At 75.3% G+C, this 10,104-nt stretch carries 12 protein-coding genes; 2 read left to right on the plus strand and 10 right to left on the minus strand.

Annotation, left to right across the window (positions count from 1 at the left end; genetic code table 11):
- Positions 1-44: 44 nt before the first annotated feature.
- The 9 genes from fabG to ACI79E_RS19095 form a co-directional block, all read right to left on the minus strand.
- Entirely contained in the window at positions 45-815 is a 771-nt protein-coding gene (fabG, locus tag ACI79E_RS19055; protein ID WP_456934139.1) for a 3-oxoacyl-ACP reductase FabG, read from the minus strand.
- 70 nt (positions 816-885) lie between these two features.
- The gene (locus ACI79E_RS19060) at positions 886-1,320 is read right to left on the minus strand and encodes an AAA family ATPase (protein WP_456934140.1); all 435 of its coding nucleotides are present in this window, start codon (positions 1,318-1,320) and stop codon (positions 886-888) included.
- Between the two features lie 59 nt (positions 1,321-1,379).
- Positions 1,380-1,640, minus strand: coding sequence for a hypothetical protein (locus ACI79E_RS19065; protein WP_456934141.1), 261 nt, complete (start codon positions 1,638-1,640; stop codon positions 1,380-1,382).
- A 113-nt stretch (positions 1,641-1,753) separates the two neighbouring features.
- Complete coding sequence (locus tag ACI79E_RS19070) at positions 1,754-3,073, minus strand: AI-2E family transporter (RefSeq protein ID WP_456934142.1); 1,320 nt, start codon at positions 3,071-3,073, stop codon at positions 1,754-1,756.
- Positions 3,074-3,220: 147 nt separating this feature from the next.
- Complete coding sequence (locus tag ACI79E_RS19075; RefSeq protein WP_456934143.1) at positions 3,221-3,631, minus strand: ankyrin repeat domain-containing protein; 411 nt, start codon at positions 3,629-3,631, stop codon at positions 3,221-3,223.
- A 10-nt stretch (positions 3,632-3,641) separates the two neighbouring features.
- Positions 3,642-4,385: a dienelactone hydrolase family protein gene (locus ACI79E_RS19080; protein WP_456934144.1), complete on the minus strand. Its 744-nt coding sequence runs from the start codon at positions 4,383-4,385 to the stop codon at positions 3,642-3,644.
- 48 nt (positions 4,386-4,433) lie between these two features.
- Positions 4,434-4,979: a hypothetical protein gene (locus ACI79E_RS19085; RefSeq protein ID WP_456934145.1), complete on the minus strand. Its 546-nt coding sequence runs from the start codon at positions 4,977-4,979 to the stop codon at positions 4,434-4,436.
- Between the two features lie 85 nt (positions 4,980-5,064).
- Positions 5,065-5,631: a hypothetical protein gene (locus ACI79E_RS19090; protein WP_456934146.1), complete on the minus strand. Its 567-nt coding sequence runs from the start codon at positions 5,629-5,631 to the stop codon at positions 5,065-5,067.
- 38 nt (positions 5,632-5,669) lie between these two features.
- Complete coding sequence (locus ACI79E_RS19095) at positions 5,670-6,137, minus strand: PPOX class F420-dependent oxidoreductase (RefSeq protein WP_456934147.1); 468 nt, start codon at positions 6,135-6,137, stop codon at positions 5,670-5,672.
- 78 nt (positions 6,138-6,215) lie between these two features.
- Between ACI79E_RS19095 and ACI79E_RS19100 the strand changes: the two genes are divergently transcribed.
- Together ACI79E_RS19100 and ACI79E_RS19105 are read left to right on the plus strand one after the other, a co-directional pair.
- Positions 6,216-7,502, plus strand: a complete 1,287-nt coding sequence (locus tag ACI79E_RS19100; RefSeq protein ID WP_456934148.1) for an AI-2E family transporter — start codon at positions 6,216-6,218, stop codon at positions 7,500-7,502.
- A gap of 71 nt (positions 7,503-7,573) precedes the next feature.
- Positions 7,574-8,524: a proteasome assembly chaperone family protein gene (locus tag ACI79E_RS19105; protein ID WP_456934149.1), complete on the plus strand. Its 951-nt coding sequence runs from the start codon at positions 7,574-7,576 to the stop codon at positions 8,522-8,524.
- 39 nt (positions 8,525-8,563) lie between these two features.
- Here the strand turns inward: ACI79E_RS19105 and ACI79E_RS19110 are convergent, their stop codons facing one another.
- Complete coding sequence (locus ACI79E_RS19110) at positions 8,564-9,856, minus strand: MFS transporter (protein ID WP_456934150.1); 1,293 nt, start codon at positions 9,854-9,856, stop codon at positions 8,564-8,566.
- Between the last annotated feature and the right edge of the window lie 248 nt (positions 9,857-10,104).

Here is a 10,104-nt window from a genome sequence, read left to right on the forward strand (position 1 = left end):
GGGAGGGTTCCCGCCCGGGCCCCGTGGACGCAGGGGGTGCTGCCTCAGGCCTTCGGGCCACCGGCGGCGTAGACGACCTGCCCGGAGACGAAGCCGGCGCCCTCGCTGACGAAGAACGACACCAGGTGGGCGATGTCCTCGGGCTGCCCGACGCGCTGCACCGGGATCTCCTTGGCCGCGCCGGCGATGAAGTCCTCGAACGGGACGCCGATCCGCTCGGCGGTCGCCTTGGTCATCTCCGTCTGGATGAAGCCGGGGGCGATGGCGTTGGCGGTGACGCCGAACTTGCCGAGCTCGATGGCGAGGGTCTTGGTGAAGCCCTGCAGGCCGGCCTTGGCCGCGGAGTAGTTGGCCTGGCCGCGGTTGCCCAGCGCCGAGATGCTCGACAGGTTGACCACGCGGCCCCAGCCGGCCTCGATCATGTGCTTCTGCACCGCGCGGGTCATGAGGAACGCGCCGCGCAGGTGGACGTTCATGACGGTGTCCCAGTCGGACTCGGTCATCTTGAACAGCAGGTTGTCGCGGGTGACACCGGCGTTGTTCACCAGGACCGTCGGCGCGCCGAGCTCGGCGGCGACCCGGCCGACCGCGGCCTCCACCTGCTCGGGGTCGCTGACGTCGGCGCCGACCGCGAGCGCCCGGCCCCCGGCGGCCTCGATGGCCTGCACGGTCTCCTTGCCGGCCGTCTCGTCCAGGTCCAGCACGCCCACGGCGAACCCGTCCTGCGCCAGTCGCAGGGCGGTGGCCGCGCCGATGCCGCGAGCGGCCCCGGTCACGATGGCCACGCGGGCCCCGGTGCTGCTTGCCTCGCTCATACGGGAGATCCCTTTCGTGTCTGCGCCTTGCGGTGCGCTCCCGACACGGTACGGCGGTGGGGCGGAACGGCTACCGACCGGTAGCTCCCGGCGCGTCGGTGCCCCCGGGCCCGACGACGTCCACCCGGTCGAAGCCCTCCTCCGGCGCGGGCGGCACGAACCGCGCCGCGGTGCCGAACAGCCCGGCCAGGGGCACGCGGGCCCGCCCCTCGCGGAGCTCGTTGCGCGCGACACAGGTCTCGACGGCGGTGGCCAGCCAGACCGCACGGACGCCGGCGCCGGCGGCGCGGGCCGCCGCGACCAGCGGGGCGCGGTCCTCCGGCGTGGGGTTGGTGTTGTCGACGACGACGCTGGCGCCCTGCGCCAGCAGCTCGGCGACCACCCGCCGCTGGCGCGCCTCCCGGCGCCGGGCGTTGGGCCAGTGGTCCTTGCTCACGACCACGTGGGTGCCGGCCAGGTGCTCGCGCACCCACGTCGACTTCCCGCTGCCCTGGAGGCCGGTCATCACCACGACCTCCTGCCCGGCCGGTGCCGTCCCGGGCCGGCGGGGGACGGCGTCCTCGCTCAGGCCGACTGCCGCAGCGGGGTCACCTCGGCGTCGTCGGCCGCGCGGCGGGGCGCCGGGTGCTCCACCAGCGCGAGCACCCGCCCCGCCATGAAGCGCGCCGTGCGGACCGGGGTACCCCCACGGGTGCTCTCGGTGACCTCCACGACGCCTCGGCCGTGGGTCACGTCCACCCGCCGGCCGGCGCGGGTGGCCTCGATGTCGTACGTGCGGGTCACACCCCCGGCGTCGATCACGACCTCTACGCGATCACCCTTCATCGTCGTCCTCCTGAGACGCAGGTCGGACGGTGTGCCCGACATGGGGACAACGTCCTCCAGGGGGCTGACATTCCGCCCTGACCTGCGCATTCGCCCCTGTCCGGGCCCGCGCGTCAGTCGTCGGAGTGCCGCCGGCCGGGCAGGTGCGGCTGCAGGGCGCGCACCGAGGCGAGCGCCGCGCGCCGGGCGTTGGCCCGCTGCCGGGCGCGGCTGGTCCGCGGCGCCCGCGGCTCCTCGCGCAGCAGCGCGTCCAGCCAGTGCCCCCGCGGGTCGACGTCCACGAGCATCGCCTTGACCAGCAGCGTGAGCGGGATGGCCAGCAGCGCACCGAGCGCGCCCAGCACCCAGCCCCAGAACAGCAGCGCGACGAAGGTGACCGTCATCGACAGCCCCACCGAGTCGCCGACGAACCGCGGCTGGATCAGCGTCTGGACGACGAAGTTCAGCAGCGCGTAGACCGCGACGACGACCCAGAACTCCGTCCAGCCCCCGGCCAGCAGGCCGAGGATCGCCGGCGGCACCAGCCCGAGGACGAACCCGATGTTGGGCACGTAGTTGGTGATGAACGACAGCAGCCCCCACACCACCGGCAGCGGGATGCCGATGATCGCCAGCGCGATCGTGTCCCCGATCGCGACGATCCCGCCGAACACCGTGCTGACCAGCAGGTAGCTGCGGGTGCCCCGGGCGAACAGGCCCAGCGCGATCGGCAGGTGCGGGCGCTCGGCGGCCACCAGGGCCAGCCGCCGGCCGAACCCGCCGGACTCGATGGCCAGGAAGACGATCGCCGACAGCAGCAGGACCAGCGTGGTCGCGGCGTCGCTGACCCGGGACAGCAGGCCGGTGGCGACCCCGACCAGCTGGCTGTAGTCGAACTGCGCGACCAGGTCCGACAGCTGCCCGGAGACGATCCCGCGGTCGTTGAGGTCGTCGACGACCGAGGCCAGCAGCCGCTCGGCCGAGCCGGCGTAGTCGGGCAGCAGGTTGGCGAACTGGGCGATCGAGACCACCAGCAGCGCCACGAAGGCCAGCAGGATGCCCCAGACCAGCACGAGCAGGACCGTGGCGCTGAGCCAGCGCGGCCAGCCGTGCCGCTGCAGGAAGCGCTGCACCGGCATGAGCGCGATGACGACCACCAGGGCGAGCAGCACCGGGCCGACCAGCCAGGCGATCGACCGGACACCGGCGATCGCGATCGTGGCCGCCGCGCCGCCGACCAGCAGGACCAGCCAGCGCGGCAGCCCCGCCGTCGACGGGCCGACCTCGGTGGGGGTGGCCGGCTCCGCCCCGACGGCCGCGGCCTCCTCGACCGCGGCCGCGGCGACCGAGGACTCCGCGGCGGCGGCGTCCTGGACCGCGGCGGTCACCTCGACCGGGCCGGGCACGTCAGGGGTGTCGGCCCCGGTGCCCGGGAGCCCCTGCTGGGCGACCATCGTCCGCGCCGGCTCAGCCCGCGGGGCGGACGCCGGCCCGCCACCCGCCGGCCGTCCGGCCGTCGCTCGTCCCCATGTGCACTCCGCCTCTCCCCCGCGCGGCGCCGCAGTACCCGGGCACCAGCCTGGCATGCCCGGCCGGTGGGCTCAGGTACCCGCACCGTCCAGCAGCGCGGCCATCGCCGGCAGCTCGAAGAACGCCGCGGTCTCCCGCGCGGTGGGGCCGCCGGCGTCGGGGTCGGCACCGGCGGCCAGCAGGTGGCGGACGGTCTCCTCCGACTGCTTGAACACCGCGGCGGCCAGAGCGGTCTGACCGCGGTCGTTCACCCGCCCCGGGTCCGCGCCGCGCTGCAGCAGGGCGGCCACGGTGTCCGCGTGGCCGTGGTAGGCCGCCAGGAGCAGCAGCGTGTCGCCCTTCTCGTTGGTCAGGTCCGCCGGCACCCCGGCGTCGACGTAGGCGGCCAGCTCCTCGGTGGCACCGAAGCGCGCCAGGTCGAAGACCCGCGCGGCCAGCTCGATGACGCCCGGGTCGATCCCGTCGCTGCTCTGTTCGCTCACCCCTCCGAGCCTAGGAGGCGACCCGGTCGGTGAGTGCCAGCACGCGGCGCCAGACGTCGGCGCAGGCCTCGGCCCAGTCCCCGTACGCGCGGTCGAAGAACGAGTGCGGGGCGCCGTCGTAGACGGCGGTCTCCACCTCCGCGCCGCCGGCGCGCAGCTTCCCGGCCAGCTCCAGCTGGTCCTCCACCGGCGTCGCGCTGTCGGCCCCGGCGATGACCATCAGGGTCGGGCGCCGGGCGGCGGCGTCACCGACCATCGCCGGCCGGCCGTAGAAGCCGACGCAGGCGGCCACGTCCAGGTCCCCGCCGGCCAGCCGCCACGAGTGGCTGCCACCGAAGCAGAAGCCGACGGTCACCACGGGCAGGTCCGGCCGGGTGCGCTCGCGCAGGTAGGCGATCGCCGCGGCGACGTCGGCGTCCACGCCCTGCGGCGTCGTCTGCGGGATGTGCGTCTGCCAGTCGAAGTCCTGCTCGCGGGTGCCGGTGGGCGGCAGCTCCGCCGTCCGCCCGAAGTAGTCGACGGCCAGGGCGGGCAGGCCGGCCTCGGCGAACCGCTCGGCGAGGGCGACGTAGTAGGGGTGCAGCCCGCGGATGTCGGGCAGGACGACGACCCCGACTCGGGCCGGGCCGTCGGGTGCGGCGTACGCGGCGGCGAACTCGGTCCCGTCGGCCGCGGTCAGGGTCAGGGTGCCGCGCTCGGCGACGTCGCCGCTGCGGGGCGGCGCGGGTGGGCGGCTGTCGGTGTCGTGGCACATGACCGGAGTTCTACCGGTCGCCGCCGGGCGCCGCGCCCCGGCCCCCGGTCAGGTGTCGGCGGCCTCGTCGGCCGCGGCCGGGGAGCCGCCGAAGACGCCGGCGGCGACCTCACGACGGGCGTCGGCCAGCCAGTGGTGCTGCTTGTCGGCCTGCGCGATCAGCCGGTCGAACAGTGCGGCGTCGATGCGCGGGTCGGTCTCGGCCAGCGCGCGCAGCGTCTCGAAGCCGGCCCGCTTGGCCAGCACGGCGGTCGCGATGAACTCGAACTCCACGACGTCGGACAGCGGCGACCGGGACAGCACGTGCCCGTTGAGCTTCGCGCGGGACAGCTTCTCCCCGATCCAGGTGGCGACCTGCTTGTACTGGCGCACCGGGATGCCCAGGGACTGCATCGTCGTCTCCACCGCCGCGCGCTCCTCGCGCAGCTCGCCGAGCAACTCCTCCAGCCGCCCCCCGAACGCGCTGCCGCGGTGCTGCCCGAGCATCCGGCGCACCAGCTCGATCCCGCCGGTGGCGGCGGCCAGGTGGTCGTTGGTGTAGACGCCGAGCAGCTCGACGTTGCGGATCCCGCCTGACGCGGACGGCTCGGGCACGGGCTCTCCCTGGGGGCGGACGGCGGTGGCGCCCCATTCTCACCGCCGGGTGATCACCGCGCGCGACGACGGCGTCCGGCGGCGGTCAGCCCTCGGCGCGGGCGAGCAGCCGCACCGCGGTCGGCCGCAGCTCGCGCTCGAGCTCCCACAGGCCCGCGGCCAGCCGCTGGCCCACCGCCTGCCGGGAGATGCCGAGCGCGGCGGCCGCCCGCGACTGGGTGCGGCCGGCGGCCACCAGCTCGATCGCCTCCCACGCCTGCGGGCTGCGCCGCTGGACCACCACGGCCAGGGCGGTCAGCACCGCCTGGGCGTCGGCCGCCTCCGACGGGACCGCGCCGCGGACGGCCAGCCGGGTGCCGCGCTGACCGGCGGCGTCGGCCGCGCGGCGCGCGGACAGCAGGGCCGGGCCGCCGGACCGCCCGCCGTCGGGGACCGCACCGGCGCCCACCCCGACGGCCCAGCCGGGTGCGCGCACCAGCTCGAGCACGACGTCGACGACCACGGCCGGGTCGGCCAGCAGGCCCTGCACCTCGCCGTCGCCCACCCGGGCGAAGGGACGCACGGCCGGGAGCCCGCCCAGGCGGCGCAGGGCCGCCTCCACCCGCCCGGCCCCGTCCCCGCGGGACGGGACGGCGGTCACCACGAACGGCACCGGGCAAGCCTGTCAGCTTTCCCCGTGCCGGACCAGGACTACATCCGCGCCGCGACGTCGGGCGGGAAGCCACCGGTCGCCACCGGGCCCCACTGCTCGATCGTGATCCGCAGCAGCGACTTGCCCTGCCGGGTCATCGCGGCGCGGTACTCGTCCCAGTCGGGGTGCTCGCCGCTGATGGAGCGGAAGTAGTCGACCAGCGGCTCCAGCGCCTCGGGCAGGTCCAGCACCTCGGCGCGGCCGTCCACCTGCACCCACGGCCCGTCGAAGTCGTCGGAGAGCACGCAGAGGGAGACGGCGGGGTCGCGCCGGGCGTTGGCGACCTTGGCCCGCTGCGGATAGGTCGAGACGACGATGCGGCCCTCGCCGTCCAGCCCGCAGGTCACCGGGGAGAGCTGCACCCCCCCGCTGCCCCGGCGGGTCACCAGCAGCGCCTTGTGGCGGGGACGCAGGAACTCCTCGAGCGCGGCCCGGTCGACCCGGTCGGCTGTCGCGGTCTTCGGCATGGGCCGACGCTACGACGCGCGCCCGGTGATCGTTTCCGCTCGTCCCGGAACGGACATCCACGTGCTGTGATCTCGCGTATGAGGCTCCGAGGGTCCGACCGCTCCCACCGGTCGGAGGTGCCGTCCGCCGTCGACGAGCGCGAGCACGTCGCCCACCCCGACGCGGCCGCCGTCACCGGCGCCCCGGCCCCGTCCTCCGAGCGCGGTCCCCGCCTGCGCCGGGCGACACGGTCCCTCGCGGTGGCCTCGGCCCAGCTGCTGCTCATCACCGGCGCGGTCATCGTCCTCGGGTGGGTGCTCGGCCGGCTCTGGGTGATCCTGCTGCCGATCGTCCTCGGCCTGCTGTTCGCCACGGTGCTGTGGCCGCCGACCCGCTTCCTGCGCCGGCACGGCTGGCCGCCCGCGCTGGCCGCGGCCGTCGTCCTCCTCGGCTTCCTCGCGGTCATCGGCGGCATCGTCGCGCTGATCGCCCCCCAGGTCGCCGACCAGGTCGGGGAGCTGGCCGACCAGACCGCCGTCGGGCTGCAGCAGGTGCAGAGCTGGCTGCAGGGCCCGCCGTTCAACATCGGCGAGGACCAGATCGGGCAGGCCGTCGACAACGCCATCAACTCGCTGCAGGCCAACGCGCAGAACATCGCCGGGTACGCGCTCACCGGCGCCTCCGCCGTCGGGAACGGCCTGATCAACCTCGTGCTGGCCCTGGTGCTGGCGTTCTTCTTCATCAAGGACGGCCCGCGCTGGGTGCCGTGGCTGGCGGCGCAGACCGGTCCGCGGGCCTCCCGGCACGTGGCGGCGCTGTCGAACAAGACCTGGTCGACGCTCTCGGAGTTCATCAAGCAGCAGGCGCTGGTCGGCTTCATCGACGCCTTCTTCATCGGCCTGGGCCTGTGGATCCTCGACGTCCCGCTGGTGCTGCCGTTGGCCCTGCTGACCTTCTTCGGCGCCTTCATCCCGATCATCGGTGCGTTCGTCGCCGGCGCCTTCGCCGTGCTCATCGCCCTGGTCGACGAGGGCCTCACGGTGGCGCTGATCGTCTTCGCGATCGTGCTGCTCGTGCAGCAGATCGAGGGCAACGTGCTGCAGCCGATCATCCAGGGCCGCGGGTTCAACCTGCACGCCGCCGTGGTGATCCTCGCGGTGACCGCCGGTGGCAGCCTGGCCGGCATCACCGGTGCCTTCCTCGGCGTCCCGGTGGCGGCGCTGATCGCCGTCGTCTACCGGTACGTCCGCGACGAGCTCGACGGCCGTTCGCCCGAGGTCGCCGACGACGGCACCCGCCCGCAGGTGGTCGGTGACGAGGACGGTGCGACGGTCACCCGGGAACCGGCCCCGGCCGATGGCGAGCCCGACCGTCCCCGCGGGTGAGCGCGGGAATGCCCGCGCCCCGTTCCGGGCTGCACACCGCGTAGCACCCGGACCCTGAGGAGGCAGCCACCGTGGCGCAGCGACCCGAGGACCTCGTCGAGCTCCTCGCCGAGGCGGAGCCCTTCCTGACCCGTGAGGAGCAGGTCTCCACGGCCGCCGCCCGTCGCGGCCTGGTCCTGGTCCACGACCTGGCCGGCGAGTTCGACGCCGCACACGCCGGCGCGCTGGCCGGCTCCCACCTGCTGGCCACCCTGCCGCACGAGGTGATCGCGCGGTTCGACGTCGACAGCCTGGTCGACTACCGCGCCCACCGGCCGCGGATGACCTTCAACGGCGACCACTACGAGTCCTACACCGCCCCGGAGCTGCTGCTCTACGCCCTCGAGGACGACGCCGGCGAGCCGTTCCTGCTGCTGCACGGCGCCGAGCCGGACTTCGCGTGGGAGCGGTTCATCGCCGCGGTCTCCGGCCTGGTCGACCGGCTGGGCGTGACGTCGGTCGTGGCGCTGCAGGCGATCCCGATGCCGGTGCCGCACACCCGGCCGGTGACGGTGACCGCCCACGCGACCCGCCGCCAGCTCATCGCCGACCACCCCGTCTACTGGGGCGAGATGCGCATCCCCGGCAGCGTCGCGGCGCTGCTGGAGCTGCGGCTGGGCGAGGCCGGCGTCGACGCGTGTGGCATCGCCGCCCACGTCCCGCACTACCTGGCGCAGGCGACGTTCCCGGCCGCCTCGCTCACCCTGCTCGAGCACCTCTCCCGGCTCACCGGGCTGCACCTGCCGACCGAGACGCTGCGCGAGGCCGCCGAGGCGCACCGCACCGAGGTGGACGAGCAGATCGCCCGGAGCAGCGAGAACACCGCGGTGGTCGCCGCCCTGGAGCAGCAGTACGACCAGTTCACCTCCGCCCGCGAGGGCAGCGGGCTGCTCAGCGAGATCGGCGAGGTGCCCAGCGGTGAGGAGATCGGCGCGGAGCTGGAGCGCTTCCTGGCCGAGCAGGAGCGCCGCCGCGGGGAGTGACCCGCGGCGGCCGGGTCCGCGGTCCGGAGGACCGCGGCGTCACCGCGCCCGGGCGAGGCTGATGCCCAGCGCGCCGAGGACGCCGACGACGGCGAAGACGTAGAAGCCCCACGGGAACGCCGCCCCGGCGGTGACGAGCGCGCCGGTGACCACCGGGCCGACGATCGCCCCGATCCGCCCCGCGCCGGCCGACCAGCCCAGCGCGGTGGCCCGCACCTGCGGCGGGTGGTTGGCGCTGACGAACGCGTAGACCAGCACCTGGGCACTGAACACGAAGCAGCCGGTGGCGAAGCACATCAGGTAGAGGCCGGCAGTCGGCAGCTCGACCGACAGCAGCGCGAGGAACACCGCACCGGCGGCGAACCACGCGGTTCCCGCGCGACGCGCGCCCACCCGGTCGGCGACCGCGCCGGCGACCAGCAGCCCCACGACGGCGCCGACGTTGAGCACCAGCAGGAACGCCAGCGAGTCGCCCAGCTCGTACCCCGCCTCGCGCATGATCGTGGGCAGCCAGTTGTTGAGGCCGTAGACCAGCAGCAGGCCCATGAACGAGGTCACCCCGACGGCGAGGGTGGTGCGCAGGTGGCCGCCGGTGAACAGGCTGCGCACCGTGGCGGTCGCGCCGCGGTCGGCGTCCGGGTCGGCCGGGGCGGGCGGCTCCAGGTCGAGCCCGTACCGCCGGGCGACCGCCTCCGCCTCCTCCCGGCGTCCGCGCGACAGCAGGTAGGCGGCGGACTCGGGCAGGTGCCGGACCATGAGCGGGACGAGCACGAGCGCGGGCAGCGCACCGATGACGAACATCCACCGCCACCCGACCGGCTCGACGACCACGATGGCCAGGGCGGCGGTGGCGACGGCGCCCACGTGGTAGCCGGTCATCATCGTGGTGGTCGCCCGGCCGCTGCGCCCGCCGCGGGTGAACTCGTTGACCATCGCGATCGCCGTCGGCAGGCAGCCGCCCAGCCCGATGCCGGCGAGGAACCGGAGCACCCCGAACACCGCGGCGTTCGGGGCGAACGCGCACAGCAGGGTGAACACGGAGAACGACGTCACGGCGCCGATCAGCGCCCTGCGACGGCCCACCAGGTCGGTCAGCGTGCCGATGGTGAGGGCGCCGATCGTCATGCCGACCAGCCCCACGGTGATGACCGTGGTCGCGCCCGAGCCGCTCAGACCCCACTCCTGCGGTGTGCGCAGGGCGGGCACCACCGTGCCGACGACGACGAGGTCGAACCCGTCGAGCAGGACGGCGATCCAGCACAGCGGCGCGACCCAGCCGGCCGCGGCGCGGGTCCGGCCGGTCGTGGTGGGCGGGGTGGCCTGCGTACTCACGGCGCCTCCTGGTCCTCGGTGACCGAACCCCCCGACGCTAGGTGCGCGCTCCCGCGGCGCTCGACTCGAGGCTTCCGCCCAGTGGCACCGGGCCGATGACCCCGGACACACCGTCCGGCAACGGCGGGGGGGGGGGGGGGGGGGGGGGGGGGGGGGGGGGGGGGGGGGGGGGGGGGGGGGGGGGGGGGGGGGGGGGGGGGGGGGGGGGGGGGGGGGGGGGGGGGGGGGGGGGGGGGGGGGGGGGGGGG

It is taken from the genome of Geodermatophilus sp. SYSU D00079, assembly GCF_054050635.1.

Excerpts from the sequence above, each read along its gene's own strand:
- ACI79E_RS19095 (WP_456934147.1), bottom strand. The coding sequence starts at position 6,137 with ATGCCGAAGACCGCGACAGCCGACCGGGTCGACCGGGCCGCGCTCGAG.
- ACI79E_RS19060 (WP_456934140.1), bottom strand. The coding sequence starts at position 1,320 with ATGACCGGCCTCCAGGGCAGCGGGAAGTCGACGTGGGTGCGCGAGCAC.
- fabG (WP_456934139.1), bottom strand. The coding sequence starts at position 815 with ATGAGCGAGGCAAGCAGCACCGGGGCCCGCGTGGCCATCGTGACCGGG.
- ACI79E_RS19065 (WP_456934141.1), bottom strand. The coding sequence starts at position 1,640 with ATGAAGGGTGATCGCGTAGAGGTCGTGATCGACGCCGGGGGTGTGACC.
- ACI79E_RS19080 (WP_456934144.1), bottom strand. The coding sequence starts at position 4,385 with ATGTGCCACGACACCGACAGCCGCCCACCCGCGCCGCCCCGCAGCGGC.
- ACI79E_RS19100 (WP_456934148.1), top strand. The coding sequence starts at position 6,216 with ATGAGGCTCCGAGGGTCCGACCGCTCCCACCGGTCGGAGGTGCCGTCC.
- ACI79E_RS19070 (WP_456934142.1), bottom strand. The coding sequence starts at position 3,073 with ATGGTCGCCCAGCAGGGGCTCCCGGGCACCGGGGCCGACACCCCTGAC.